This is a genomic window from Henriciella mobilis, from assembly GCF_003576285.1.
Classification (GTDB): domain Bacteria; phylum Pseudomonadota; class Alphaproteobacteria; order Caulobacterales; family Hyphomonadaceae; genus Henriciella; species Henriciella mobilis.
Genome location: NZ_QWFX01000013.1, coordinates 472,358 through 497,174 on the forward strand (window position 1 = coordinate 472,358; position 24,817 = coordinate 497,174).

General features: G+C 61.4%; 23 protein-coding genes and 2 tRNA genes. 5 read left to right on the forward strand and 20 right to left on the reverse strand.

Annotated elements, in window-relative coordinates:
* The first annotated feature begins 130 nt into the window (after positions 1-130).
* Positions 131-802: an EAL domain-containing protein gene (locus D1223_RS12770; protein WP_267896315.1), complete on the forward strand. Its 672-nt coding sequence runs from the start codon at positions 131-133 to the stop codon at positions 800-802.
* Here the strand turns inward: D1223_RS12770 and D1223_RS12775 are convergent.
* Entirely contained in the window at positions 799-1,974 is a 1,176-nt protein-coding gene (locus D1223_RS12775) for a DUF2336 domain-containing protein (RefSeq protein WP_119376805.1), read from the reverse strand. The genes D1223_RS12770 and D1223_RS12775 overlap by 4 nt on opposite strands.
* Before the next feature lie 119 nt (positions 1,975-2,093).
* On the opposite strand from D1223_RS12775, the gene D1223_RS12780 reads away from it, so the two are divergent.
* Positions 2,094-3,311, forward strand: coding sequence for a CaiB/BaiF CoA transferase family protein (locus tag D1223_RS12780; protein ID WP_119376806.1), 1,218 nt, complete (start codon positions 2,094-2,096; stop codon positions 3,309-3,311).
* Here the strand turns inward: D1223_RS12780 and D1223_RS12785 are convergent.
* The gene (locus D1223_RS12785; RefSeq protein WP_119376807.1) at positions 3,263-6,037 is read right to left on the reverse strand and encodes a M1 family metallopeptidase; all 2,775 of its coding nucleotides are present in this window, start codon (positions 6,035-6,037) and stop codon (positions 3,263-3,265) included. The genes D1223_RS12780 and D1223_RS12785 overlap by 49 nt on opposite strands.
* Before the next feature lie 144 nt (positions 6,038-6,181).
* Here D1223_RS12785 and xth point away from each other — a divergent pair, with 144 nt between their 5' ends.
* Positions 6,182-6,961, forward strand: a complete 780-nt coding sequence (gene xth / locus D1223_RS12790) for an exodeoxyribonuclease III (protein ID WP_119377138.1) — start codon at positions 6,182-6,184, stop codon at positions 6,959-6,961.
* A 2-nt stretch (positions 6,962-6,963) separates the two neighbouring features.
* Here xth and D1223_RS12795 read toward each other — a convergent pair whose 3' ends face one another.
* The 8 genes from D1223_RS12795 to D1223_RS12830 all read right to left on the reverse strand — a co-directional run bounded on the left by D1223_RS12795 (position 6,964) and on the right by D1223_RS12830 (position 17,159).
* Complete coding sequence (locus tag D1223_RS12795; protein ID WP_119376808.1) at positions 6,964-7,356, reverse strand: hypothetical protein; 393 nt, start codon at positions 7,354-7,356, stop codon at positions 6,964-6,966.
* 96 nt (positions 7,357-7,452) lie between these two features.
* Positions 7,453-9,180 carry a dihydroxy-acid dehydratase gene (gene ilvD / locus D1223_RS12800; protein WP_119376809.1) on the reverse strand — a complete coding sequence of 576 codons (1,728 nt, stop codon included), beginning with the start codon at positions 9,178-9,180 and terminating at the stop codon, positions 7,453-7,455.
* 175 nt (positions 9,181-9,355) lie between these two features.
* Positions 9,356-9,913 carry a GNAT family N-acetyltransferase gene (locus D1223_RS12805; RefSeq protein WP_119376810.1) on the reverse strand — a complete coding sequence of 186 codons (558 nt, stop codon included), beginning with the start codon at positions 9,911-9,913 and terminating at the stop codon, positions 9,356-9,358.
* Between the two features lie 9 nt (positions 9,914-9,922).
* The gene (locus D1223_RS12810) at positions 9,923-10,936 is read right to left on the reverse strand and encodes an isoaspartyl peptidase/L-asparaginase family protein (RefSeq protein WP_119376811.1); all 1,014 of its coding nucleotides are present in this window, start codon (positions 10,934-10,936) and stop codon (positions 9,923-9,925) included.
* Positions 10,937-11,082: 146 nt separating this feature from the next.
* A complete protein-coding gene (locus D1223_RS12815; protein WP_119376812.1) occupies positions 11,083-14,055 on the reverse strand; it encodes a valine--tRNA ligase in 2,973 nt (990 codons plus the stop codon).
* A 93-nt stretch (positions 14,056-14,148) separates the two neighbouring features.
* Positions 14,149-14,994 (reverse strand): DUF2497 domain-containing protein, encoded by an 846-nt coding sequence (locus tag D1223_RS19230; protein ID WP_325051225.1) that lies wholly within the window; start codon positions 14,992-14,994, stop codon positions 14,149-14,151.
* A 108-nt stretch (positions 14,995-15,102) separates the two neighbouring features.
* Complete coding sequence (locus D1223_RS12825; protein WP_158588473.1) at positions 15,103-16,401, reverse strand: TolC family outer membrane protein; 1,299 nt, start codon at positions 16,399-16,401, stop codon at positions 15,103-15,105.
* Positions 16,402-16,505: 104 nt separating this feature from the next.
* Entirely contained in the window at positions 16,506-17,159 is a 654-nt protein-coding gene (locus D1223_RS12830) for a protein-L-isoaspartate O-methyltransferase family protein (RefSeq protein WP_119376814.1), read from the reverse strand.
* Between the two features lie 155 nt (positions 17,160-17,314).
* Here D1223_RS12830 and D1223_RS12835 point away from each other — a divergent pair.
* Positions 17,315-17,388: transfer RNA gene (locus tag D1223_RS12835), tRNA-Cys, on the forward strand.
* A gap of 284 nt (positions 17,389-17,672) precedes the next feature.
* Positions 17,673-17,748: transfer RNA gene (locus D1223_RS12840), tRNA-Asn, on the forward strand.
* Between the two features lie 41 nt (positions 17,749-17,789).
* Here D1223_RS12840 and D1223_RS12845 read toward each other — a convergent pair.
* The 10 genes from D1223_RS12845 to gspF are packed head-to-tail and all read right to left on the reverse strand — an operon-like array spanning position 17,790 to position 24,817.
* Positions 17,790-18,290, reverse strand: a complete 501-nt coding sequence (locus D1223_RS12845; RefSeq protein ID WP_119376815.1) for a hypothetical protein — start codon at positions 18,288-18,290, stop codon at positions 17,790-17,792.
* Complete coding sequence (gene gspN, locus D1223_RS12850; protein ID WP_119376816.1) at positions 18,287-19,045, reverse strand: type II secretion system protein N; 759 nt, start codon at positions 19,043-19,045, stop codon at positions 18,287-18,289. Before gspN ends, D1223_RS12845 begins: the two co-directional genes overlap by 4 nt.
* Positions 19,042-19,536, reverse strand: a complete 495-nt coding sequence (locus tag D1223_RS12855; protein ID WP_119376817.1) for a type II secretion system protein M — start codon at positions 19,534-19,536, stop codon at positions 19,042-19,044. The genes gspN and D1223_RS12855 overlap by 4 nt, the downstream gene beginning before the upstream one ends.
* A complete protein-coding gene (gene gspL, locus D1223_RS12860) occupies positions 19,533-20,648 on the reverse strand; it encodes a type II secretion system protein GspL (RefSeq protein ID WP_119376818.1) in 1,116 nt (371 codons plus the stop codon). The genes D1223_RS12855 and gspL overlap by 4 nt, the downstream gene beginning before the upstream one ends.
* A gap of 3 nt (positions 20,649-20,651) precedes the next feature.
* A complete protein-coding gene (gene gspK / locus D1223_RS12865) occupies positions 20,652-21,650 on the reverse strand; it encodes a type II secretion system minor pseudopilin GspK (protein ID WP_119376819.1) in 999 nt (332 codons plus the stop codon).
* Positions 21,647-22,279, reverse strand: a complete 633-nt coding sequence (gene gspJ, locus D1223_RS12870; RefSeq protein WP_119376820.1) for a type II secretion system minor pseudopilin GspJ — start codon at positions 22,277-22,279, stop codon at positions 21,647-21,649. Before gspJ ends, gspK begins: the two co-directional genes overlap by 4 nt.
* Positions 22,276-22,665 (reverse strand): type II secretion system minor pseudopilin GspI, encoded by a 390-nt coding sequence (gspI, locus tag D1223_RS12875; protein WP_158588474.1) that lies wholly within the window; start codon positions 22,663-22,665, stop codon positions 22,276-22,278. The genes gspJ and gspI overlap by 4 nt, the downstream gene beginning before the upstream one ends.
* Positions 22,649-23,131, reverse strand: a complete 483-nt coding sequence (locus tag D1223_RS12880; protein WP_119376822.1) for a prepilin-type N-terminal cleavage/methylation domain-containing protein — start codon at positions 23,129-23,131, stop codon at positions 22,649-22,651. The genes gspI and D1223_RS12880 overlap by 17 nt, the downstream gene beginning before the upstream one ends.
* Before the next feature lie 6 nt (positions 23,132-23,137).
* Positions 23,138-23,590: a type II secretion system major pseudopilin GspG gene (gspG, locus tag D1223_RS12885; RefSeq protein ID WP_119376823.1), complete on the reverse strand. Its 453-nt coding sequence runs from the start codon at positions 23,588-23,590 to the stop codon at positions 23,138-23,140.
* Positions 23,591-23,602: 12 nt separating this feature from the next.
* Positions 23,603-24,817, reverse strand: coding sequence for a type II secretion system inner membrane protein GspF (gene gspF, locus D1223_RS12890; RefSeq protein WP_119376824.1), 1,215 nt, complete (start codon positions 24,815-24,817; stop codon positions 23,603-23,605).

The window sequence follows — 24,817 nt, forward strand, 5'->3', positions numbered from 1 at the left end:
CTGTCCTCCCAAACTTTCAAGAAATTTGAAGAAAATCGGCTCTGGGTCGTGCGCCTGATTTCAACTTTGTTTCGCTAGGTTTTTGTTTCCCGACAATCACAGACACAGGTGAGACATGCAACACGCCAGAATGCGCGTTCAATCTACCGGACCCGTAGCAGGCGCAGGACGCCTTCTTCGATTTGAGCCGGTTGTTCACCTCGTGACCGGCGACGTAACCTGCGCCGCCGTCCAGTCGACCCGTCGCTACGAAGAACTCGCAGCGTTCGGGGCGTCGGGCCTGGTTTCAAATGTCGATAGCCCGGCCAACTGGCTGTCTGACATGATCGAAGACGTGGCCCTGCGCGCACGTGTTACAGATATGGACGTGCGTCCGATCCACCTTGAAGCCCCTGTATCAGCCATGATGCATCCCGACACGCCGATAGCTTGCGAAGCTGCAGCTGCCCGTAGCCGCCTGCTTCCTCAAGAAATCTGCATCGAGGTCACCGACGCGTCGCTGTCTCAATCCCGAAAGGATGTCACGCGCAGCATTGAAAATCTTCGCCGGAAGGGTTTTCGAATTGGCGTGATCGCGACGCACTCCTGGAACACGCCGCTCGATACAGGGCTTCGCCTCATGCTGGACACGGTCCGCGTAGATTCGCGCAAGCTTTTCCGCGACGAGGATCTGATGAACCGCGTCGAGGCTGCTGTTGCCTGCGGAATTTCGGTCATCGCAGAAGGCGCCCGTTATCGCGACGGGCATGAACTGGCCTCGATCGGCGTCGAACTTGCCATGCGGCCATCCGCCGACGCCTAGGCGTTCCCGATATACCGCACGTTTTCTTGTTCGGTCTCTTCCTGCACCTCGGCCTGCTCTGAGTAGATATCGAGCTTTTCGAGAAGGTAGTCGAGATCTGCCTTTGGAATCGCCTGGAACTGGGTCAGGACCCGCTCGATCATGCGCGAACGGAACCGGGCCTTGTCATTGGCGCCGCCGTCAAGTTCGGTCTCGTGATAAACAGTGACCGCCGCCTTGAAGGCTGGAAGAAGTTTTCGCGGCAGCCCTGCCCGGTCGAACACCGCCGCCAACCCACTGGGGCCGGCATCGTGGATCATGAGCCACACTCGATTGTGCGGCACGCCCGATAGTTCGGCCAGGGCATACTCCACAAACTTCATATGACCTACGCATAGGGCTCGCATGATAAGCGAATAAGTCAGGCGGCCATTCAAATCTAACTGATGAACAAAATACTCCATATCCTGCGTGCGGTCGGCCTGCTCGACCAGGTCGATCGTGGCGCGCTCGCGTGCGCCCGCAGCCAGGTCGATTGCAATCTGCGCGGGAAGCTCATGCTTGTTGACGAGCAAATCAAAAGCCTGCCCAGACACAAGCGAAACCAGCTTCTCGGCGATGTGGATCGGAATCTGTTCGCGGCTGATGATGCCTTCCTTGATGTCATCATTGTCGTGGAACCGGCGAATCGAATGTTCAAACGCGGAATTCGTCCACGCCGCTCCTTTGTTGCGCGTCAGAACGCTGACCGCTTCCGGAGCGCCATGCTCCGCGATCACATCGGTAAGCTCTTCGTTGACATATCGACGGGAGGCAATGGCGGCCTGCTTTGAAGCGGTAACGGCGAGGACAAGTTCGATCAGGTCTTCGTCTGTGAATGATGGAGAAAATTCCAGGACCGGCACGGCCACTTCTTCGATATCCTGTGCCAGTTGCAAGGCAACATCACGCGGCAGGCGCGGCGAATTTCGAAGCGTAACAGACAGCGTACGCCGGACGAGGTCTGCTGCGTCATCGGCAAGAATCTTGATGATCTCTTCCGCATGCGCCCGTTCTTCGTCAGTAAGCGGGTCAGCCGCAATCCGGCGGCAAAGGCGATGCGCGATGCCCGCCCGCTCTTCAGACGTCTCGCCACGCATCAGCTTTTCGATATCCCCCTGCGACAGGTGAGAACGCATTGTTGCTATACCCATGGGGAAAGGGCCTCTCTAGTACCTGATCCTTATGTGCAGACATTTGGATCGAGCCGGTTAATTTCCGGTTTACCAATAACGGCTGGACCTGCCGGAAAAAACAGGGAGACACACACGCAATGCTCGAAGGCATCAGGGTAATTGAATATGCGACCTACATGGCTGCTCCCGGCGCGGGCAGCATTCTCAGTGACTGGGGCGCGGAGGTCATCAAGGTCGAACCGCCCGGCGGCGATCCGATTCGGAAGTTTTTCGCGACGCTCGGAACAGACTATCAGGACAATCCGGTCTTCGACTTTGACAATCGGGGCAAAAAATCCATCGCCATCGATACGCGCACAGATGAAGGCAATGCACTGCTGCGCGAACTGGCCAAGGATGCGGACGTCTTTCTGACGAACGTGCGTCCGGGCGGGCTGGAACGCTCCGGTCTCGGTTACGAACAGCTCAAGGCCGACAATCCGAAACTCGTCTATTGCACCCTGACCGGCTATGGCCTTGAAGGCCCCGACGCCGACAAACCTGGTTTCGATATTGCGAGTTTCTGGGCGCGGTCGGGTGTTGCGAGCGCAACCGTGCCAAAGGGACAGGATCCATTTCCCTGCCGAACGGCCTTTGGCGACCACACGACCAGTATCGCAACTGCGGCGGGCATCTGTGCAGCGCTCGTTGAAGCCACCAAGACCGGCAAGGGACGCCTGGTCGAGTCTTCGTTGCTGAGAACCGCCCTGTTTGCTGTTGGCTCCGATTTCGCAATCCAGCTCTTCTTTGGGCGCCTCAGCTCGACCAAGTCTCGTCATGAGCAGAATGTTCCCATCACGAACTTCTTCAAGACCAGCGACGACCACTGGATCTGCCTTGTTTCGCGCCAGGGAGAAGCGGACTGGGCGCCCATCTGCCGCGCTATTGGACGCGAAGATCTGATCGACGACGAACGTTTCAACTCAGCCAAGGGGAGACGACGCAACGTAAAGGAATGCGTCGAAATTCTGGACGCCGGATTTGCGAAGTACACGCGCGAAGAAATGGCCAAGCGACTGGACGAACAGTCGCTCGCCTGGTCCCCCGTGCAAACGCTCGCCGAAGCGGCCCTGGACCCGCAGGTGAAGGCCGCTGGAGGTATTGTCGATGTTCCCTCGTCTGCCGGCGATGGAACGACCTTTTCCTCACCTGCATCTCCCGTGCGTTTTCCCGGCGCCGATGATGGCCCGAAGGGCCCGGCACCGCGGCTTGGCGAACATACGCGCGACGTGCTTGCAAGCCTCGGGCGGTCCAGCACCGAGATCGATCAATTGCTCGAAGCCGGTGTTGTCACGGGAGAGCTCTCAACAACCTGACCAGTTACCGGGGCCACAGGCTCGGCTGGTGCAAATCGGGCAAAATGAGCCTGGACCTCGGCCGCTTTCGCATCGTGTAGTGCGATGCAGAGATCGATGCTCTCTAGGGCTTCGGCCAAGGCTCGCTCGTGTCCCTGCGCGAGAGAACCATAGACCTCGAACAAGTTTTCGAGTTCGTCCCGGCCCTGACGCGTGCAGAGGCTCCTCGCGAGCCGAGGCGTGGAACGAGGCCGCTGGCCTGGAATGACCTTGAGGAATTCCGGGAAGTTAATCTGTAGCCAGGACCATGTGTCGTTCATCGTCTCGGGCTGGTCCATCTGTCCGGCAATGATCGTGTAATTCTCTCGGGTCCCCAGAATTCCAGACAAGGTCAGCGATCCGATATCGTCGGCCAGTGCGGGATCAGAGTTCTGTCCGATCGCATATGCGGCCGCTGCTGCGAAAGTAGGATCATCGATCGACTTCAGGCTGCGCAGCAAGGCCTTCAGAAATGGTTCGCCTTCCTCCTGCATTGCAATGGCGAGAGCGGTGGCAAAATCATCGCTGGTGAGTTCACGTGCGCCTCGGCGGGACCGCATGCCGACATAGGCCTTGGCGGCATTGGCATATTCCTCGCGAAGCGCTTCATCGCGCCCCTGGCGGGCCAGAAAGGCTTCTATGCGCTGCTGCAGAATGCGGTCATTCTCATCCTCCGAGGACATGAGACTTGCCAGTCTCGGACGAAAAACACGCATCAGTTCGGACCGGAAGCCTGCCAGCGCCTCTGGTCGTCCCTCGACGAGCGGTATCAGCGACCGGTAAGCGTCCATCGCTTCCGTCACGACCTGCCGTTCCGAGCGCCGCGCCCCCGCTTCCAGGATCGCGGTCAGGGACGACAGCGATATGCTGCCCGCTTCGAAGCTGGCCAGCGCACTATCGACGGCGACCAGAGCTTCGCCGCCGCTCAACAAATGGAAGTTCACCGCCAATGTCGCCCATTGCGGATCTGCCAATTCGAAACGCCAGTAGCCCTTACCGTCCGCGTTTGGCATGACCCAGGCCGGACACGCACCGGCCTCATCCAATCTCAGCGTTGAGGAGCGGCCATTGATCATCTGGCAGGCACGCACAGTCTCTTCACTCGTCCCAGCCGTCATGCAGAACGGTATCGTCCAGGGCTGGGCCTGCTCGATCATGCTCCCTAGCGGTTTGTAGCGCCGTTGGGTCAGGCGAATCTCAGGCACACCATCGTCGGGACAAGAGAGTTCAGTGTTGATGACGGGCAAGCCAGACCGCTCGACAAAGCTCCGGAACGCCTTGGTGAGATCGGGCTCATTTGTTTCCTGGCCTATGACTTCGAAGAAATCCGTGCTGTCGGCGACGGAGTCTTCAAAGCGCTGAATGTATCGGCCCAGCGCCGGTCGGAATGTTTCAGCGCCGAAGTAGGCATCGACCATCGCAATGACAGCGAGCCCCTTGTCATAAGTAATTGAATCATAGGCGTTCCGGATGTCTTCGTTGAGCGTGATTGGTTCGCGTACAGCCCTTGCGCTCGCCAGGCTGTCGAGCCCCATCGCGCTGACTGAATCCGCGATCGCATCCAGTTCATGACCGCCTTCTGGCTCCAGCTCCGCCAGGACGATTCCTGTCGCCCAGCTGGCAAATGCTTCCTTCAGCCAAAGATCGTCCCACCATGGCGGCGTGACGAGGTCACCGAACCACATGTGCGCAATTTCGTGGCTATGGATGCCAAGCAAGGCTCGCCGAGCGGCTGGTCCGCTACTAGGGCCGAACAGGATGCGACTCTCACGGTAGGTAATGGCCGCCGCCAGTTCAGTCGCACCGCTCGGCCATTGCGGCGCGGCGATAATGTCGAGCTTCTCATATGGATAGGGCACTTGCAGCGACCGCTCGAAGAAGTCGATCATCGGTTCGGTCATCATCAGCGCGTAGGATATCTCCTTGCCCTTACCAGCGCGCGTATAGCCAGTCAGAGGGATCTCCACATCGCGCACCTCATTCGGTGCAAGGTCGGGCCCCTCGACCGTCTCGAATGATCCAACCGCCAGCGAAAGCAGGTATGTTGGCAATGGCCGCGTGCGTTTGAACTCAACGCGTATCTGCCCGTTCTCAAGAGTTTCCCATGACTTTTCAGGGGTGTTGGTGATCGCCGTGTCACGCTCATTGATGGTCAGTCTGATGTCGAAGGGCGCCTTGAAGGCTGGCTCGTCAAAACCCGGCATGAAGCGGCGGGCCTGGATACTTTCAGACTTGGCGAGCGCATAGGCATTGCCCTGTTCATCGACCCTGAACAGACCGGCGAGATTAGCGTCGAATGGCGCCGTATAGGAAATGTCCACTGTGACGGGTCCCGGGCCCATACGCCTCGGGAATCCCAGCCAGGCAACGCCGGACTGCAGAACATCGCGCCACACACCCTCCGCGCTATTCCGGTTGGGGGACGAAACGACGACATTCCGGATTTCAAGGTCCTGGCCGTGGAGCCAAATACCCGTGGCTGGACGGTCGAGGTCCAGCTCAATCGTTACATGGCCGCCAAATCGCTTTTGCCGAGGATCTATTGCAAGGTCGAGCGTGTACAGTGTCGGACGCACACCGTCCGGTAGCGGCCCTCTCGGCGCGGACGCGTAAAGCTCGGAGAGATCCGGTTGGCGCGGCTGCGGTGTCGGTCCGCATGCGGCAACACTGGAGATGATCAGCAAGACGAGTCCGGCAATCCGCAACATGAGTTCACTTTCCCCTGACACACTGACTCCGATAACTGAGTTCGTATCGCGCCGTCACCCCATGCAGCTGACTCTCGGACCGGATTAAGCAGAACTGCCCGTAGAATGATGGCCTCAGCCGTGAATCACGCCTATACGGATCGCATGAAAATCGCGACGTGGAATGTCAATTCGATCAAGGCCCGGCTTCCTACCGTACTGGAGGTCCTCAAAACCATCGACTGCGATGTGGTTTGCCTGCAGGAAATCAAATGCGAAACGGACGCCTTCCCGTATCTGGAGATCGAGGAATTAGGCTACAACTGCGCCGTTCACGGCCAGAAGACCTATAATGGCGTCGCGCTGCTCTCCAAACATCAGCTAGAGGACGTGGTTAAAGGCCTGCCGGACAACGAAGGTGACGATCAGGCCCGCTACATCGAAGCGCTGGTGATGTGCGAGCATCCCATCCGCGTAGGCGGGCTATATCTGCCCAATGGCAATCCAGCGCCCGGCGACAAATATGACTACAAGCTCAAATGGATGGATTGCCTGCTTAGCCACGCCACCGAGCTCCTCAAGCAGGAAGACGCTTTTGTCCTGGCCGGCGACTACAATGTCATTCCCCGTGATGAAGACTGCTGGGATCCGGCAGTCTGGCGTGATGACGCCCTCGCCCTGCCGTCAACGCGGGCAGCTTTCCAGAAGCTGAAATGGCTTGGCCTGACCGAGGCTTATGAGGCCGCGGATGGCCGGGCCCACGAATACACATTCTGGGACTATCAGGGCGGCGCCTGGCAGAAAGGTCATGGCATCCGCATTGACCACCTGCTCCTGTCGCCGCAAGCGGCTGACCGGCTTGAAAAGGTTGAAATATTCAAGAAAGCGCGTGAGATGGAAAAGCCGTCCGATCACGTCCCGATAATTGCCGAACTGACGGACTGACCCTAGCCCTTCTTTGTCGCGCAGCGATTATTGTAGTCGGTGACAGCAGAATTCAGTTCGGCCACTTGTGCCTGAAGGTCTTCATCGATCTTCATGAGCTCTGCTTTCAGAGCCTCATATTCCTGCTTTGCGGCATCTGCCTTGGCGACCTCTGCGTCACCGAACAGGCGTGTGCTCTCGGCCGCCTCCCATTCGTCACCAGCCGCTTCGACTTCTTCAAGCAGCGCCGAGCGCTCGGCCTGAAGGGCCTTGGCTTCCTTTTGGCCGGCCTTGATCGACTGCGCCTGCGAATGACATGAGGCCCGCGCAACCGTGGACTGGGCTGATGCAGGCATCATCAACGCGGATATGGCCAGCGACGCGAAAAGTGCAGAAGTGATTACAGCTCTCATCATGCGCTTAATCTATCTAGACACAGGTGAAGCCTTGCTGAACAAGGTGACCACAGTCTGGCCTTGATCGGGCCATTCTGCGATCACCTCAAGTCAGATTCAGATGTCTGCATAGACGTGGCGCTCGGCTGCATAACCTTCGTGCGTCACTGCTCCCTTGTGCGCCGGGCCAACCAGCTTGGCGAACTTGGCAAGGGCGCCTGAACCATAACGGGTTTCCTTGGGCGACCACGCCTTGCGGCGCTGCTCCAGCTCAGCTTCGGAGACCTCGAGATCGATCGTACCGTTTTCAGCATCGATCGAGATCATATCGCCGTCCTTCACCAGGCCAATCGGGCCACCTTCCTGCGCTTCCGGGCCGACGTGACCAATGCAGAAACCGCGGGTCGCACCGGAAAAACGACCGTCAGTGATCAGCGCGACCTTGTCGCCCATCCCCTGTCCATAGAGGGCAGCGGTAGTTGAAAGCATTTCGCGCATGCCAGGCCCGCCCTTGGACCCTTCGTAGCGGATGACCAGCACGTCGCCTTCCTTGTACTGCCGCTTTTCGACCGCCTCGAAACAGGCAGCTTCACCGTCAAACACCCGCGCGGGACCGCGGAATTTGAGATTATGCAGGCCCGCCACTTTCACAATGGCGCCATCTGGCGCGAGTGAGCCCCAGAGCCCAACGACACCTCCTGTTTTGGTAATCGGTTTGCTGGCTGGATAGATGACCTTCTGCTCCGGATTCCAGGTCACATCCTTTAGGTTTTCCGCCCAGGTCTTGCCGGTCACCGTGATGCAGTCACCATGGATAAGGCCTTCTTCGTGAAGGGTTTTCATCAGCATGGGGACACCGCCCGCTTCGCCGAAATCCTTGGCGACATACTCTCCGCCGGGCTTGAGCGATGCAATATATGGCGTCTTCTGGAATATCTCGGCGACGTCTTTCAGTTCGAATTTCACGCCGCACTCATTCGCCATCGCTGGCAGGTGCAGCGCTGCATTGGTCGAGCCACCCGTGGCGGCAACAACAATGGCTGCGTTTTCAAACGCTTCGCGCGTGCAGATATCGCGTGGACGCAAGCCCGACTCTATCAGCCGCATGACCGCCTTGCCGGACTCGACGGCATACTCGTCGCGATTGGCATAGGGCGCAGGAAGCGCCGAGGAAAGCGGCAGCGCAAGGCCGATCGCTTCGGAGACGCAAGCCATTGTATTTGCGGTGAATTGGCCCCCGCAGGCGCCGTCGCCCGGACAGGCCAGCTTTTCCAGGGCATGCAGCTTCTCGTCGGACATCTGGTTGTCACCGGCGGCATGCGCGCCAACCGCCTCGAACACGTCCATGACGGTCACGTCCCGGCCCTCGAACCGGCCCGGCAGGATGGAGCCGCCATAGAGGAAAACGGAGGGGACGTTCAGGCGCAGCATGGCCATCATCATGCCCGGCAGCGACTTGTCGCAACCTGCAATACCCACAAGCGCATCATAGGAATGGCCACGCATGGTGAGCTCGACGGAATCGGCGATCACCTCGCGGGAAACCAGCGAGGAGCGCATGCCCTCATGGCCCATGGCGATGCCGTCGGTAACGGTGATCGTGCAGAACTCCCGCGGCGTGCCGTCGCCTTCCTTGACGCCCTCGGAGACGGCGTGCGCCTGACGCATCAGCGCGGTGTTGCAGGGGGCTGCCTCGTTCCAGCATGAAGCAACGCCGACAAATGGCTTCTGAATGTCCTTTGTCGACAGGCCCATTGCGTAATAATAGCTACGCTGCGGGGCGCGCGAGGGCCCTTCGGTTACATGGCGCGACGGCAGGCGTGACTTGTCCCAGGTCTTGCTCATTTCACGGCTCTTTCAACTATGCTTTCTTTGGATTGTTTCCATAAGGCTGGGAGCCCGGCGGCGCTACCCGTTTTCCGCAATTTTCCAGCGGAAAGCCTGAGAAATATCCTGCCCCTATCCACCGTTCCGGGAGTCTTAAAACAGTACATTTTCGGTATGATTCCAGATTCGCGGTCTATTTCTTGGAATAATCTTCCAAATTCAGACGCATCAGGAATTCGAGGTCGCGATGCTCGCCGACCGGAAACCAGAATTCGTCAATCTTCTCAAAACCGAACCGCTCATAGAGGCGCTGCGCACCGTAGTTTTCCGAAAAGACGCTGAGATAGATCGCCGGCGCGCCCTGCTTGCGGGCCCAGTCCAGCGCCTCTTCTACGAAGCGCGTGCCGAGCCCCCTACCCTGGAGCGGGACATCCACATAAAGACGTTTCAGTTCCACGCATCCGGGCGGCGCATCGCTTGCCGGAAGGGTCAGCTTGCCACAGGCGAGGTAGGCCCCCAGAGCGCCAGCGCCGGTCTCTGCAACGCGCAGAAGGCTGCCGGGCGTCGCGAGGGCTGTCTCGTAGACCTCGCGCCCATGCTCCGCCTCCAGAAAGCTGGCGAGGTCCTCGGCGCGATAGAGGTGGTCGAACTTGTCGGTGAAGGTCTTGCGCGAAAGGGCCACAAGCGCGTCCAGGTCAGACGTACCGGCGTCTCGAACGGTGAGGCCCAAGGTCGAGGTCTCATTCGCCATGGCTGCCTTTCACTCTGCCACCTCGAAGATCGCCGTCTCCAGCGCGCCGGTGGAATCGGCCATGCCGCGATACATGCCTTGTGAGTTGAAGACATAGGCATACTGCCCATCGGCGCCCATGACGATCACGCCGCCATCACCGCCGAGGTCTGCGACCTGGCCGAGCGCATTCTGTGCGGCCGCATCGATGCTGTCGCCGGCGAGCTCGACCCGGGTGCAGATCGTCTTGGCGACACCGACGCGGATGAAATACTCACCATGGCCGGTCGCGGAGACAGCGCAGACGCCGTTCTGGGCATAGGTTGCCGCGCCGATCAGGGGCGAGTCGCCGATCCGGCCGGGTGCCTTGGCTGTCATGCCACCGGTCGTTGTAGCGGCGGCGATGTTGCCATCCTTGTCGATCGCGACCGCGCCGACGGTACCATGCCGGTCTGCATCTGCGCGGCTTTGCGTCTCCAGCACCCGCTCCAGCGCCTTCAGGCGGCGCTCGGTGGTGAAGTATGAATTCTCGACCATGTCGAGGCCGACCGACTCGGCGAACGCATCGGCGCCCTCGCCTGCGAACATGACATGTTCGGACTGGTCCATGACGGCACGCGCGGCGAGGATCGGATTCTTCACGCGCTTCACACCCGCCACAGCACCGGCATTGCGGTCACGGCCATCCATGATGGAAGCGTCGAGTTCATGCTCATAGGCCGCTGTCATCACCGCACCCTTGCCCGCATTGAACAGCTCGTCATCCTCCATGACGATGACAGCCGCCTGGACCGCATCCACCGCGCTGCCGCCAGCACTCAGGACGTCCGCACCCGCGGCCAGCGAAGCTTCAAGCCCGGCGCGATACGCCGCTTCCTTGTCGGCGGACATGTTCTGGCGAAGCAGCACCCCTGCCCCGCCGTGAATAACGATGCGCCAGTCCGGACGCGTGCTTTCAGCCATCCCAGTCTCCCCGGCCGACCGGGCTGTCGTGGTGCATGCAACAGCAGCCAGCGCGGCGATGGTGATCAACAGTCTGCGCATTCTCATCCTTCCTTGTCTGGCCACCCACGCTTCCCGCGGCGCCCGATCCGGCCTGTTCGCCACAGCCAGTAGAGGAGGACAGCATCTCCAAGCAGAAAGATGGTGAGGGCAAGGAACAACCAGACCGCCAGCGCAGCCTCCTCGATTTAGCTGATATCCTTCAACTGTTCGCGTGCCGAGGACAGCTTTGCAAGCGTGGCCGTCCATTCGCGGATACGCTCGCGATTCTCCTCGACGATCTCGGGCGGGGCCTTGGCGACGAAATTCTCGTTTGAGAGCTTCTTTTCAGTCCCCATGATGTCCTTTTCGAGCTTCGCGATTTCCTTGTCGAGGCGAGCGATCTCGTCAGCCGGGGTGATGAATTCCTCGACTTCCAGCGCGATGGAATCCTCGCCCGACGCGATGGTGACGGAGCGGGCGGGCTTTACGTCGGCGATGGCAAAGCTGCCAAGGCGCGCAAGCTGCCTGATGGGCACTTCATTGGCCGCGGCCCAGCCCTTCACCTTGTCGGACGCATCGATCAGCGAGGCAGAAATCTGCGCGCCGGCCGGAACGTTAAGCACCGACCGCGTAGAGCGGATCTCCGAGACGGTGTCGAGCACCCAGGCCATCTCGGCTTCGGCCTCTGCATCAGCCCAGGCATTTCCATAGCGCGGCCAGTCCTGCAGCATCAGGAAGCCGGGACGCTTGCGCTCAGCGTCCTCGGTCTGCTCCCACAGGGCTTCGGTCACGAAGGGCGTGAAGGGGTGAAGCAGTTTCAGCGTCTGGTCGATCACCCAGCCGCAAGCCTTGCGCGTCTCGGCCTTGGCGGCTTCGTCCTCTCCGTTCATGACCGGCTTGATCAGCTCGATATACCAGTCGCAGAGCACGTTCCAGATAAACTGGTAGAGCGCATCGGCGGCCTCGTTGAACTTGTAGGCTTCGAGGCTCGCGGTGACGGCGCGTTCGGCCTTGGCGAGCTCGGCGGCGATCCAGCGATTGAGCGGCAGCTTCAGGTCGCCCGGCTTGAGGTCGTGACCGAACTCGCAGCTGTTCATCTCTGCAAAACGCGTCGCGTTCCAGAGCTTGGTGGTGAAGTTGCGGAAGCCCTCGACCGACTGCCTGGCGAGACGGATATTGCGGCCCTGCGCGGCGAGGCGTGCAAAGGTGAAGCGCAGCGCGTCGGCGCCGTATTCGTCGACCAGTTCCAGCGGGTCCATGGCATTACCCTTGGACTTCGACATCTTCTGGCCCTTCTCGTCGAGGACGAGGGCGTGGATGTAGACGTCATGGAACGGGATCTCGCCCATGAAATGGATGCCCATCATCATCATCCGGGCGACCCAGAAGAAGATGATGTCATGCGCGGTGATCAGCACGCTGGTCGGGTAGTATTGCTTCAGGGCCTCGGTCTCTTCCGGCCAGCCTTGTGTCGAGAACGGCCAGAGGGCGGATGAGAACCAGGTGTCGAGGACGTCTTCGTCTTGCCAAAGCACAACCGCGCGAGGCGCCAGCGACACCGCCTGTTTACCTTCTGAGGCAGATTCCGCCTCAAAAACGTCTTCCGGCTGCAAGCCAAAAGAGTCGTAATATTGACGAGCCTGCTGCTCAGCTTCCGAAAAGCTGTTTGCGCAAAATGTCCGAGGCACGTCGATATCGTATCTCAAATGTCGCTCGCCGCCTTTCTCCTCGACAATCAGCGTTGGGCCGTACCAAACCGGAATCCGATGTCCCCACCAGAGCTGACGCGAGACGCACCAGGGCTGGATGTTGTCCATCCAGTTGTAATAGGTCTTGGTCCAGTTCTCCGGCACGAACTTCGTCTTGCCGGTGCGCACCGCCTCGATGGCCGGCCTGGCAAGCTCGGCTGCGTTCACGAACCACTGGTCGGTCAGCATTGGCTCGATGACGACGCCGGACCGGTCGCCGAAGGGCTGGGTGATCAGCTTGTCCTCAACCTCGATCATCAGGCCGTCGGCATCGATATCGGCGATGACCTGCTGGCGGGCCTCATAGCGGTCGAGCCCGCGATAGGCTTCCGGTACGAGGTTCAGCGCGTCGACTTCAGCTGCCGTCGCCACCTTGCCGCCTGCGATTGCCTGCGCCGCTTTTGCGCTCTCTTCGTAGGATGCGCCGTCCGTGCGCATGCGGGCCTGGTCATCCATAAGACGGTACATCGGGATGTTGTTGCGCTGGGCAACGCCATAGTCGTTCTCATCATGCGCCCCGGTGATCTTCACCGCGCCAGAACCGAACTCCGGATCCGGATACTCATCGGTGATGATCGGGATCAGGCGGCGATGGTCTTTCGGGCCGACCGGGATTTCGCAGAGCTTGCCAACGATCGGGGCATAGCGTTCATCGTCCGGGTGCACGGCCACCGCGCCATCGCCGAGCATGGTCTCGGGCCGGGTCGTGGCGATGGAGATATAGTCGCGCTCTTCCTCGAGCGTGACGTTCCCGTCCTCGTCCTTCTCGACATAGGTGTAGGTCTCGCCGCCCGCGAGCGGGTATTTGAAGTGCCACATATGGCCTTTGACATCGCGGCTCTCGACTTCGAGGTCGGAAATGGCGGTCTGGAAATGCGGATCCCAGTTCACCAGCCGCTTGTCGCGATAGATCAGCCCCTCATTGTAGAGGTCGACGAAGACCTTGCGGACCGCTTCCTGCATCTGGTCGTCCGGATCGTGCCGGTCGCCCATGGTGAAACGCTCATTCTCCCAGTCGCAGGACGCGCCGAGGCGCTTGAGCTGGTTGATGATCTGGCCGCCGGACTGCTCTTTCCAGTCCCAGACGCGATCAACGAACTTTTCGCGGCCCAGCGAGGCGCGGCTCTCATTTCCCCCATCCTGGGCGAGCTGGCGTTCGACGACCATCTGCGTGGCAATGCCCGCATGGTCGGTACCCGGCTGCCAGCGGACATTCTTGCCGCGCATGCGCTCGAAGCGGACGAGGATGTCCTGCAGCGTATTGTTGAGCGCATGGCCCATGTGCAGCACGCCGGTGACGTTCGGCGGCGGGATGACGATGGAATAGGCCTCGGCGCTCGTATCGCCTGAAGGACGGAAGCAGCCTTCCTCCTCCCAGCGCTGGTAGATGCGCTGTTCTGCGCCTTGCGGATCGAAGCGTTGGTCGAGCATGTCGGGGTCAGTCCATCATCACGTCAAAAACACAAACAAAAGGCGCGCCGTTTCGGGCGCGCCTCGTCTCTATATCAATGTCTGAACGAGGGTCTAGCGCGCCATGCGGGCGATGCGCTGTACTTCCTCTTCGACCTTGCGCTCGACAATCGCCGGAAGGTTGGCATCGAGCCATTCCTTGATCATCGGACGCAGCAACTCCATCATCAGGCCTTCAAGCGTATTCGGGTTCGGATTGCCGGCTTCCTGCGACTGTTTGACCATCAGCTTGCCAAGCGCGCTTGCCGCTGCACCCGCAATCCGCTCATCGGTCAGACCGGCGCCAGCCGTTGCCGAAGGCGCCTCAACTTCAGTCTTGCCTCTCAGCATGGTTGTTTCCTCGCGAACGGGCTCCTGCGACACCGCAGGCTCTACCGCCGGTGCCTCGTCGGTTGCCGGTATATCACGGCCCCACTCGTCTTCCCATTCCTCATCCGACTGGTCTTCGTCCCCGCCGAAGGCTTCGGCGGGTTCGTCAGCGCGTGCGAAGACCGGCTCTTCATCGTCGAGGGTGACATCTTCGAGCGACAGGTCGTCGACGCCTTCAAGCGGGTCGGAAGGCGTGTCCGACGGCGTCGCCGCCTCATCAAGCGACAGGTCGTCGAACATGGATTCGTCGACATCGTTCAGAAGATCGTCGTCAGCATCGTCGGCAATCGCATCGAGAGAGGTGTCACCAGCGGTATCGTCTTGCGAAACGCCGGCCTGCTCGATGACATCGTCGAGCGACAATTCCTCGAAGTCCTCGTCATCGGAAACATTGACCGAGACTTTCGGTTCTTCCTTTTTTGCAGATGCCGGACTGGATGGCCGCGGGCCTTCACCTTCGTCCGAAATTATCTTTCGAATGGAGGCAAGGATTTCCTCCATCGTCGGCTCTGCTTGTGCTTTCTCGGCCATTCCCAGCTCCAGAACGTGTCCATTCAAGTGTCCCTGAAAAGGGCTACACCGCGTCGGTTAATGAGGTGTTATGACGGATTCGAACCGCGAATGCACCTTCGCAGGCAGCTAGTACACAGAAAGTCCCAGCCGTTCGGGTGTCAGCTTGCCCATCGCCGCGAGCAGTTGATGAGCCGCAACGTACCGGTCGCGTTCCGATGTCGCCAGGGACAGGCGTGCTTCGAGAAGCTGCTGTTCCTGGTCGAGAACGTCGAGCGTTGTGCGGGTCCCGACAGACAATTCCTGCTGGGCCCCTTCATAGGCAATTTCTGCCGCATCGACCTGGCGCTTCGAGGCTTCCACAGCGCGTTCTGCTGCGAGATGGGCATACCAGGCCCGCGCGACCTGCGTGCGCACGGCCCGCTGCAGCTGGCTGAGCTGCGACTGGGCCTGGCTACGTTCCAGACGCGCCTGACGAAGCGCCGAACTATTGGCCCCGCCCGCATAGAGCGGAATGCGCGCCTGCGCCCCGGCAACGACGCTCGTGTCCGTGAAGCCTTCGGTGTGATACTCCTCGACCCCGGCCTGCGCGATGATCGAGACCTCTGGCCGCAGCGCGCCCCGTGCGACCTCCACCCCCTCGGCAGCGGCCTTTTCGGCATGGCGCGCCGACGTGATGTCCGGATTGGACTGAAGCGCAATCTCCAGCGCCTCCTCGAAACTTGCCGGAAGCGCGGGTGTCGGCGGCACCGGCGAGAGCTCTCCGGCCTCTAGTCCCGTCAGAAATCCATAAACGGCAAGACTGCCTTCAAGCTGTGCCTCGGCGGCGGCGAGCTGTGCCCGCCCGCCTTCAAGCCGCGCCTCCGAGAGGGCGACATCGGTGCGCGTCACGTCACCAACCTCGAACCGGTCCTGCGACTGGGTCAGCTGGCCGGTCAGAAGTTCGATGCTCGACTGGCGGATCAGGATCACTTCGCGGTCTCGGAGAATATCTACATAGGCCGTCAGCGTATCAAGCAGCAGCGCCTGCCCTGCACTGTCGAGCTGCGCATCCGCGGCCATCGCACCGGCCCTGGCCTGCCGCACCCCGGCGACAATCCGCCCGCCTGTGTAAAGTGGCAGGCGCGTTTCCAGCTGCGCCGATGCAACCGGGAAGTCACCTGTATTGAAGGCGAATGGCCGGTTGGTATCGATCGACTGGTAGACATAGCCCGAATAGAGATCGACGGTCGGCCGGCGCTGCGCGCGCGCTTCGGTAATCCGTTCCTGTGCGATTCGCGCTGCATCACGCTGCTGGTCGAGGCCCGGATTGTTGAGCCAGGCCGCCGTCAGCGCTTCCTGCAGGGTTTCCGCGCTAGCCGGGACCGACAGGCCAGCAAGGCAGGCGGCCGAAAGAGCGGCCATCCGAATTGAACAGCGAAGCTTCATGTCACTCGCCCTCTCCTCACGCCCCACCCTTAGCACAGGGATTATCATTGTGAACAGTGTTCACTTTATGAATCGCGTTCAGAGAGAATGAGCCTTGCAGGCTATCAGAAAGTGAAGCTTGGCTTCTTTTCGAAACCGGGCATGCGCGGCGGACAGGCATCGAACGCATCACGATATGCGGTGATCTCACCTGAGTGCGTGAAGATGCGGGCGCGTCCGAGATCGCGGCCAACCGGCACGGCCAGGCCAAGCCGACCGCCCTCGGCGAGCTGGTTGAACCAGGCTTCCGGCGCTTCCTCGATCATTCCCGGCACGAGAATGATATCGAAAGGCCCCTGATCCGGCAGTCCCTTCTTGAGGTCGCCATGGACCGCAACGGCACGATCGACACCGAGTGACGCGAATCGTTGTGTCATCTCGTCGACCAGTGCTTCGTCATCCTCCAGCGCAATGACGGTTTCGACAAGCCGGGCCAGCAAGGCGGTTTCATAGCCAGCACCGGCACCAATCACGAGGGCGAAGTCGTTCGGCTGGGGATCGAGCGCCTTGATCATCTTGGCGGTGTCGCGCGGCGTCCAGAGCGCACGCCCGTCACTGGTCTGGATCTCGTATTCGGAATAGGCCACCGGCTGTTCTGGCTTGGGCACGAACGCCTCGCGCGGCGTGTGCAGGAACGCGCTGACAATCTCGGGATCGGTAACGTCATCCGGGCGGATCTGGGAATCCACCATAATCTGCCGCATCTTCGCGAAATCCATTGGCCTTCCCCTATTGCCGGCTGGTTTGGGCATCCAGAGCCTGCCCATATCCCAGCCTATGCCAACTGGCAATGTGGCCAGATGTGCGAAACGCCGCTTTATGCGATTGCAAGCTGAAAGAGCGGCTGCTATCTGTCCGCCTCGCTTCTGACACGGGCCCTGTGGCGGAGTGGTGACGCAGCGGATTGCAAATCCGTGTACGCCGGTTCGATTCCGGCCGGGGCCTCCAGAGCAAGCCATGTCCTGGATCCCGCTACGCAGCGCCTACTTCCAGCCAGAATGATTTTTTCCAGACAATTCAACAAGCTTGCATACGGTACGCGAAGTTCACCAAACCGGTTTACTCCGCATTAACCATTCCGCCCGATAAATTGCATTGTCTTCTTTGGAGACACCCACCATCACCCAACGCCTCGGCGGGAGTTTCACCTCCCGCCGTTTTTTTGTCAGCTGCATGCACACGGGCGTTTGACACCGGCGCTTCGTTTGCTATTGGAGCCGTCTCGCAGGTGATCCGCGATAGCTCAGTTGGTAGAGCAGGCGACTGTTAATCGCCCGGTCGTAGGTTCGAGTCCTACTCGCGGAGCCAGCGAACTCCCACACAACCGACTTTCAGGAATCAGCCCGTGTTCAGGGCTGGCAGGCCCGCACGCCAAGCACCGGTATCAGCGTGCGCCAGCCCTCTGGGGTAATGATTTCCAGCTTGCCCTGCTCGACACGCTGGCCGCCCTGCAGCGGCTCGCCCGGCACGACAGTCAGCATGACCTGCTCTCCCCCCGGCGCGGCGAATCCCTGCTCTGTCATGAACTCGCCGAAGATCTCGCCGCGATTGATGGTCTGCGTGACCTCGACAGCCTCTGCGCCGATCTGCATCGTCGCGCGGCCGGACTGCGCTTTTTCGAAGAAAATGAACTGGGTCGGCTCTGTCCGGTTCCAGAGGAACAGGCCGCATTCATTGCGCTCAAGCTGTTGCGGGCCGAGGCCTGATTCGGGAACGACATTCACGGCTGGTACCAGCGTTTGCGGGTCGACCGTCTGGCGCGCCTGTTCTACGGGCGCCGGGTCAGGGCGCGACGAACAGGCGGTTGCGAGGGCCGACGCTAGGAGAATCGCGCTGATGTGTCTGATCATGGCGTACCGGCTCCTCCTGCCACAGCATCCCGGCGATAGGTCCAGCTCCCCTCCTCCCGGGAAAAGCCCGCATTGGCAAGCAACATCTCGATGTCGCGGTCTGCGGTATTGACCACGACATTGATCGTCGCAGCGCCCTGAAGCGTCGCAGCGGCATCGATATTGACCGAATCACCGGATGGGCCGTCACCTGAAAGCGCGATGTCGAAAGCGCCGTTCTCACAGCCGAGGGCGCCTGTCAGGTCGGAGAATTCGCGCCCGAATTGCTCGGCAGCGATGGATAGCGTGTCGGAATGCAGGGCCCCGCTCGCCTCGCTGCACCGCTGGCCGTCAATGCGGACATGACCGTCAGTGAGCCGGAACGTGCCGCCAATTGACCGCAGGTCGCTCGACAGGCTTTCGAGCGCGGAAATGTTTTGCTGCAAACGAATGTCGCTGGCCTCGATGGAGTCCTGGTCGATCAGCGTCAGAGAGCCGGCCCCGCGCCCGCCGGCGCCGCCCCACTGCACATCGAGCGTCGGCTTGAAGGACAGCAGCGAGAGCGGCTTCAGTGCGACGTCGACATCGCCAACCGGCTGGCCGTTCAGATAGACCCCCATGACCCGGCCGTTCCAGATCGTGCCTTCAGACTGGGTCCACTGCACGCCCATGCCATTGAGCGGCAGCTTGCGCATGACGTAACCGAGCGGAATTTTCGCTGCGGCAAACCAGACGAGCGCCACAACAGCTATCACCGCTAGCAGGAAACGAATCATGCCTCGCCTCCGGAAATCTCGACAGTAGCGCGGACGCGGCCTGCACCGGCCTGGTCGATGCTGAAGCGCTCCACCCGGCCGCCCAGCCGGGTTTCAACCTCGTTCAGCCAGTAGAAAAGCTGCCGGGAATCGGCCTGCTCAAACACGAGCGAAAATCGCCCCTGCGCCCCGCCCTGCAGACGCGAAATCGAAAGCCCGGACTGCTGGGCTGCGCGGGTGACGGCCGTCTTGAACGCATCCGCATCGAGGCTCGAGCCGGTCGAGACCGCGATGCCTGTACTGACTGGCGACCGGGCCCGGCTGGCCGCAGACAGGTGTTCCAGCTGCGCCAGTTCATCGGCCGCCTGCTGGCGTGCCTGAAGCGCATCGGACCGCCCCGACAGGAGCGGCGCGACCATGCCGTACCAGATAATGACCAGCGCAAGCAGGCCGCCAGCGCTTGCGATCAGGGCTTTCTCACGGGCCGAGAGACCTTGCCACCAGCTGCTCATGACGCCGCCTCGATCGCGAACTCGCCCATGACCCGTTGACCGTTCTGGCGCGCTTCGCCAAGCCGGACCGACAGGCCCTTTTCTTCCAGCCGTGCGCCGATGGCATCAGCGTCAGCATAGCTGCCGAAGACGACCATGGCGTTCAGCCGGCCCGCCGACGCATCGTAGCGCAGCGAGCGGATTTCGGCGCCCTCGACAGGTTCGATCGCTTCATAGAGCGCTGCGGTGGCCATTGTGGGCCGCAGGCTGGACGATCCGGCTGCACGTCCCTGGCGCAGGGTTTGAAGGGCGACCGCGAGCCGGCCATTCGCATCCGGCGCCACCGCCATGATGAGGTCACGCGTCTGGGCTTCCAGCAGTCCGGCCTGCTTTTCGAGTGCGCGGGTCTCGAGCCAGACCGAGCCAAGCCAGAGAATGGCCGCTGCCGCAGCGATTCCGGCAACGGGGCGCCAGGCGGCAAGCCCATCCAGCTGCAACGGGCGGCGGACGCTATAGTCTCCCTGGCGCAGCGACGTGACGCTGCTGGCGGCCTCATACCAGGCGGCGAGCTGGACAAGCCAACTGTTGCGGTCTTCGATTGCCTCGCCGGTGGGTTGTGCGTCCGGCGCGAGCGAACGAACAAGGTCATCCGGCACATCGCGATCAAGCGCGAAAACCGATTGAGCGGTGCGGACCAGGATTTCGCCCGGCCCGGTTATCATTCCCGGCACGTCAGGCAGGCAGGCTTGCGGCGCGACGAGATCGGCGTCCGGCACCCCGGCGGCCTGCAGCGCCGCGATCCAGGCCTGCATGTCTGCTACGCTCGCGACCTGGACCTCCCGGTCGGGACCATCGCCTGGGGCGCCAAGAGCGGCGTGCAAGGCCTCGACCGGCTGGGCGAGGTCATCCTCAAGCGCGAACAAGGCGACCCGGCGCGCCTCTGCAGGCTTCTTCACGGAAATATCGGCGCGGTGAACCGTAACGCGGGTCCCGGGGACGAAAACAACGGCGCGCTCGCCCTGGCCGTGCCCGCGCGGCGGGGCCGTATCCACAGCCCAGTCACTCGCCGAACGCCAGGCGAAAAGCGTGTCGTCGCCGTGGTTTTCCGGTAAGAGGATGAACAGTTCTGCCAATCCCTATCCTTTTCGTTCCCGGCGAATGGCCGTCACTGAGCCATTCTCTTCGACGCTGAAGAGCACGTCGTAGATCCTGCGCAGCCCGCGATACTCGATCACCGTTCGCACGCCAATATGGCTGGCCTCTACAGAAAGCATATCAGCGCGACGCAGCTCAGGCGATATTTGTGCCAATTCCGGCAATTCCATCATGGTGCTGACACTTTCCCAGCCACCGGGCGGACGCTGGAACAGAACATCGCGCGCGGCTTCAACCGTCAGTGCACCCGACATGGCCAGGGACAGGAGCGGCGCCTCCTGCTCGGTCAGCGTATTGATATTGAAGACCTGGTTTTCTTCCGACGGGTACGCGCAGAGTAGCGGGTCCAGCGCATCGATCAGATCCGGCTCGAAATAGCGGATCGCCCGAAGCTCGCTCAGGCTGGCGAGGGGCTGACCAGACGTCCGGTAAGGCAAAGGCAGGCCGGCATAATAACTGTCTTCCGCGCCGCCGAGGCCGGGCGACTGGTCGGGATCCATCCAGTCGATGACGGCCGATGTCATCGTCTCCGGATTGAGGCCCTCAAGACCTGCGAGGTCGAGCAGCATTTCGAAATCATCACGAACAGACGTGGCCACTTCCGAGGCGTCACCCGCCGCTGCACGGCCCGCATCCCTCAGCCGGTTCACGTTGAAACAATTGGTCGCGTCAGTGCCCGTGATCGAAATCACGCCGCCTTCAAGGTCGAAATTCATCGCCTGAGACAGCCCCGGCATGCCATCGAAGAGCCTGGCACCGGAGGTGGCGACAAGGTCTTCAATCGCAAGGGCTGCGAACTGGTCAGCCCCGGCGACAAACCAGTCGGCCTGGGCGCTGGCATCGAGGGTCTTGGCCCGGTTCGTGCTGGCCAGAACCGCGGAAGAGATCATCACCGCAACGATCGTCATCGAGGCGACGATCATCAGCACAGTGACGAGCGCCACCCCTGCCTCCTTGTGATGCTCATTGGAAGCGCTCATCCACCGCCTCCCACGCCAGACGCGATCGTCAGTGTGCGGCCATCGTCAAAACGGATACGGATATCCACCAGATCAGGCAGGTCATTGGCAGGCTGCTCCGGCGTGCCTTCCCAGTAAGCCGACATTTGGTCACCCTTCCAGAAGGCCAGTTCGACCTCCGCGACATCGCGCAACAAGACGCGCTTGGCAATCGGGGTCGAGGCCGTTGCGTCCGGCCGCAGCCAGGCCGTCCGGACAAGCTCCCCGTCGGCAGAAAGATCGTAGAGAACCGTCTGAAGATCGCTACGCGGCGCCGTCCCGTCAGGGTTCATCCAGCCATTTCGCACGAGATGAAGCAGGCCATCGACGCGATTGGTTTCACCACCGGCCAGCGTCATTGGGCCGTCATAGGCGTCCACCGGCTCTGTGCCCCGTTTGACAACCGCTTCGAGATCGCCGCGGATCAGGGCCTGCGCAATATCCAGCTCACGCACCATCGCTTCGCGGTCCCGCAACTGTTCGCCGGACGCGGTGGCCCGGAGCAGAAGGTTGCCGCCCGCGACCGCCAGGATGGACAGGATAAACAGCGCCACAAGCATCTCGGCCAGGGTAAAACCGGCCTGCCGGGCAGATGATTGCGGGCGGATCATCTGGGCTGGGCTTTCAAAGTGATGAGGCGGGCCAGATCCTGCTCGGTCTCGGCTTGCTGCACACGGACCTCGAGCCGGAACAGGTCCGCCTGCCCCGTCGGCACGACACTCAGCGTCCAGGTGAACCGGCGGCCCATCTGTTCCTCGGCGCCGGAGGTCTGCCCGACTTCAACCGGCTGGCGGTCAGCCATGGCGCGGGACAGGACATTCTCGGCCGTCGTGCGCGCCAGCAGTCGCGCTTCGAGGCGCCCGGAATTGCGCAGCGCGTCCGATGACAGCTGCATGAGCGGAACCGCTGCCAGCGCCAGGATGCCTAGCGCCGCCACGGTTTCGACCAGGCTGAAGCCGCCTTCGCGACGGGTTTTCTTGCTATCCCGATTGGCCATCACGCACCTCGCCATCCGGTGTAATGTGAAGGGTGCGCTCGAACGCCCCGGCCGATACGATGATGTCCGCCGGTTCGCTGACGCCCAACGGATCGAAAACCAGCAGTCTTTCACCCCGCTCATTATCGCGTCCTGTTTCTCCCGGACGCACCAGCCTCACGGAGACACCCTGCGGCAGGCTGGCCAGGTCACGCCCGGCCGGCTGCCAGTCAAATCCGTCCCAGCGGACAAGGCTGACCTTGCCATCCACCGCGCTGATCGCCAGCGCATCACCGGTCAGAACCGCCATGTCCTGGACCTCGCGAACCGCCTGTCCGAGATCGCGCAGGGCACGTTCATGCGGAGCCGGACGGTCTGGCAGGGTCATCACGGCCACGCCCGCGACCAGCCCGACGATGAAGACGACGAGCATCACCTCGACCAGCGTCATGCCGGCCTGTCTCGAGAGGCGGGCTCGGCGTCTCATGCTGCCTCAGTTCCAGTTGCCGATATCGGCATTCTCTTCCTCGCCGCCGGGTTCGCCATCGGCGCCGAGCGAGTAGAGATCGTATGCCTTGTCGGAACGTTCAGCAGGCCGGCGGTAGACAAAGGGGCGGCCCCAGGGATCGAGCGGCACCTTGTTGATATAACCGCCCTTGCGATAGGAGCCGGCGGTGCTGGCGCCCGGCGGTTCGGTTACGAGCGCTTCAAGCCCCTGCTCCGTCGTCGGATAATCATACATGTCGAGGCTGTACTGCTCGAGTGCGTTTGCCAGCGACGTCACATTGGTGCGGGCCGTCTTGAGCTGCGCATCGGTACGCGCCCCCAGAACATTGATCAGGACCACCGTCGACAGGAGGCCGATGATGAAGACGACCACCATGATCTCGGTCAGCGTGAAACCGGCTTCCTTTGACGGGCGCCGGGCGGGTTTGCGTAGTTTCATCGAGGTCACCTCCTAGCCGATGGCAAATGTGTTGATCTGCAGGATGGGCAGCATGATGGACAGGACGATCAGCGCCACGATGCTGGCCAGGAAGACGATCATGATCGGCTCCAGCAGTCCGAGTGCTACAGTCGACGCATTGTCGAATTCGTCTTCCAGGTATTCCGCGGCCCGCTCCATCATGCCGGCGAGGTCGCCGCCGCGTTCGCCGCTGGCCACCATGTGCAACAGCATGGGCGGGAAGACGGCCTCTGCGCGCATCGCCCGCGCGAGCGTCGAGCCTTCCTCGACCTTGCGCCGGACACTGGCGACGGCCCGGCGAAAGACAGCGTTGCCGTTCGCATTGCGGGCCGCGCCAAGGCATTCAGGCACGGGCGCGCCGCTGCCGGACAAGGTTGCGAAGGTCCGGGCAAAAGAGGCCGCTGCCACGCCGCGTGCGAGCCGGCCGATGACCGGCAGCGAGAGCAGGAAACGGTCGCGCGCTTCCCTTGCGGCTTCTGCCTGCATCAGGCGGCGGAATGCCCAGCCGACTGCAAGCGCTGCGATCAATACCGCGATGCCCCACTGTCGCAGGAAGGTAGACAGGCCGATCACTGCTTCGGTCAGCCATGGCAAGTCCTGGCCGAGCGTGTCGAACTGCTCGACAATGGCGGGCACGACGAAGATCATCAGAAGCGTCACGACAATTAGCGCAATGACGCTGAGCACAATCGGATAGATCAGCGCCGACAGGATCTTGTTTTTCATCTTCCTCGATTTCTCGAGGTGAGTGGCAAGGCGCTCCAGCACCTCATCGAGGCGTCCCGATGCCTGCCCGGCCGATACCACAGCGCGATAGAAAGCCGGAAAGGCGCGCGGCGCGCTGTTGAGCGCTTCCGACACCGAATAGCCGTCAGTGATCGCAGACCGCACCCCCATGAAGACCTTGCGTGTGGCCGTCTTCTCCGCCTCTGCCGCGACAGAACCAATCGCTTCCTCAACGGGCGTACCGGCCTTGACCAGCAGGGCGAGCTGGCGGGTCGCGACGACGAGATCGCCACCGGGCAGTTTCTGGTCATGACCGCTTGCCGTTGCCTGCGAAGCCTTCTTGCGGCTCTCGCTGACATCGAGCGGCGAGAGCTGGCGCAGGCGCAGCTCCTTTCGGGCCGCGCGCGCCGAGTCGGCCGTGATCACGCCCGAGGTCCGCTTTCCGTCCGAACCGATGGCCTGATAGTCGTAGACTGCCAT

What these genes read in the sequence shown, in the direction of transcription:
- D1223_RS12770 (WP_267896315.1), top strand. Translation starts at nt 131, where the DNA reads ATGCGCGTTCAATCTACCGGACCCGTAGCAGGCGCAGGACGCCTTCTT.
- gspJ (WP_119376820.1), bottom strand. Translation starts at nt 22,279, where the DNA reads ATGATCCGCCCGCAATCATCTGCCCGGCAGGCCGGTTTTACCCTGGCC.
- gspF (WP_119376824.1), bottom strand. Translation starts at nt 24,817, where the DNA reads ATGGCAGTCTACGACTATCAGGCCATCGGTTCGGACGGAAAGCGGACC.
- D1223_RS12805 (WP_119376810.1), bottom strand. Translation starts at nt 9,913, where the DNA reads ATGGCGAATGAGACCTCGACCTTGGGCCTCACCGTTCGAGACGCCGGT.
- D1223_RS19230 (WP_325051225.1), bottom strand. Translation starts at nt 14,994, where the DNA reads ATGGCCGAGAAAGCACAAGCAGAGCCGACGATGGAGGAAATCCTTGCC.
- ilvD (WP_119376809.1), bottom strand. Translation starts at nt 9,180, where the DNA reads ATGAGCAAGACCTGGGACAAGTCACGCCTGCCGTCGCGCCATGTAACC.
- D1223_RS12845 (WP_119376815.1), bottom strand. Translation starts at nt 18,290, where the DNA reads ATGATCAGACACATCAGCGCGATTCTCCTAGCGTCGGCCCTCGCAACC.
- gspN (WP_119376816.1), bottom strand. Translation starts at nt 19,045, where the DNA reads ATGATTCGTTTCCTGCTAGCGGTGATAGCTGTTGTGGCGCTCGTCTGG.
- D1223_RS12780 (WP_119376806.1), top strand. Translation starts at nt 2,094, where the DNA reads ATGCTCGAAGGCATCAGGGTAATTGAATATGCGACCTACATGGCTGCT.
- gspG (WP_119376823.1), bottom strand. Translation starts at nt 23,590, where the DNA reads ATGAAACTACGCAAACCCGCCCGGCGCCCGTCAAAGGAAGCCGGTTTC.
- D1223_RS12815 (WP_119376812.1), bottom strand. Translation starts at nt 14,055, where the DNA reads ATGCTCGACCAACGCTTCGATCCGCAAGGCGCAGAACAGCGCATCTAC.
- xth (WP_119377138.1), top strand. Translation starts at nt 6,182, where the DNA reads ATGAAAATCGCGACGTGGAATGTCAATTCGATCAAGGCCCGGCTTCCT.
- D1223_RS12795 (WP_119376808.1), bottom strand. Translation starts at nt 7,356, where the DNA reads ATGATGAGAGCTGTAATCACTTCTGCACTTTTCGCGTCGCTGGCCATA.
- gspK (WP_119376819.1), bottom strand. Translation starts at nt 21,650, where the DNA reads ATGAGCGCTTCCAATGAGCATCACAAGGAGGCAGGGGTGGCGCTCGTC.
- D1223_RS12810 (WP_119376811.1), bottom strand. Translation starts at nt 10,936, where the DNA reads ATGCGCAGACTGTTGATCACCATCGCCGCGCTGGCTGCTGTTGCATGC.
- gspI (WP_158588474.1), bottom strand. Translation starts at nt 22,665, where the DNA reads ATGGCCAATCGGGATAGCAAGAAAACCCGTCGCGAAGGCGGCTTCAGC.
- D1223_RS12855 (WP_119376817.1), bottom strand. Translation starts at nt 19,536, where the DNA reads ATGAGCAGCTGGTGGCAAGGTCTCTCGGCCCGTGAGAAAGCCCTGATC.
- D1223_RS12830 (WP_119376814.1), bottom strand. Translation starts at nt 17,159, where the DNA reads ATGGATTTCGCGAAGATGCGGCAGATTATGGTGGATTCCCAGATCCGC.
- D1223_RS12785 (WP_119376807.1), bottom strand. Translation starts at nt 6,037, where the DNA reads ATGTTGCGGATTGCCGGACTCGTCTTGCTGATCATCTCCAGTGTTGCC.
- D1223_RS12825 (WP_158588473.1), bottom strand. Translation starts at nt 16,401, where the DNA reads ATGAAGCTTCGCTGTTCAATTCGGATGGCCGCTCTTTCGGCCGCCTGC.
- D1223_RS12880 (WP_119376822.1), bottom strand. Translation starts at nt 23,131, where the DNA reads ATGAGACGCCGAGCCCGCCTCTCGAGACAGGCCGGCATGACGCTGGTC.
- D1223_RS12775 (WP_119376805.1), bottom strand. Translation starts at nt 1,974, where the DNA reads ATGGGTATAGCAACAATGCGTTCTCACCTGTCGCAGGGGGATATCGAA.